This window comes from Streptomyces sp. SID12501 (genome assembly GCF_010550245.1).
Classification (GTDB): domain Bacteria; phylum Actinomycetota; class Actinomycetes; order Streptomycetales; family Streptomycetaceae; genus Streptomyces.
The window spans coordinates 1-452 of the sequence record NZ_JAAGLU010000596.1; the positions used below are offsets into that span (position 1 = coordinate 1).

Sequence of the window (452 nt, forward strand, 5' to 3'; positions counted from 1 at the left end):
TTCAGCATCGAGTGGGCGCGCATCGAGCCGGAGAAGGGCTTCGTGTCCCGCGCCGAGGTCGCGCACTACCGGCGCATGGTGGAGACGGCGTTCGAGCTGGGCGTCACGCCCATGGTCACGCTCATGCACTTCACGGTGCCGCGCTGGTTCTACCAGGAGGGCATGTGGCGGGCCGCCGACGCGGCGGACCGGTTCGCGCGGTACGTCGAGGCGGCGCTGCCCGTGCTGGGCGACGACGTCGAGTGGGTCTGCACGATCAACGAGCCGAACATCGCGGCGATGATCGCGGGGGGCGAGGACCCGGCGAACCTGGTCGCGTACGGGCTGCCCGCGCCGGACCTCGCGGTGGCCGACACGCTGCTCGAGTGCCACCACCGCGCGCAGGAGGTGCTGTCGGGCGTCGGTGGCGTGCGGTCGGGCTGGACGATCGCGACGCAGGCGTTCCAGGCGGA

General features: G+C 72.1%; 1 protein-coding gene. It reads left to right on the forward strand.

Features of this window, described 5'->3' with window-relative positions; translation table 11 throughout:
- A partial coding sequence (locus G3I71_RS47450) for a family 1 glycosylhydrolase (RefSeq protein WP_164325151.1) occupies window positions 1-452 on the forward strand: 452 nt, incomplete at both ends.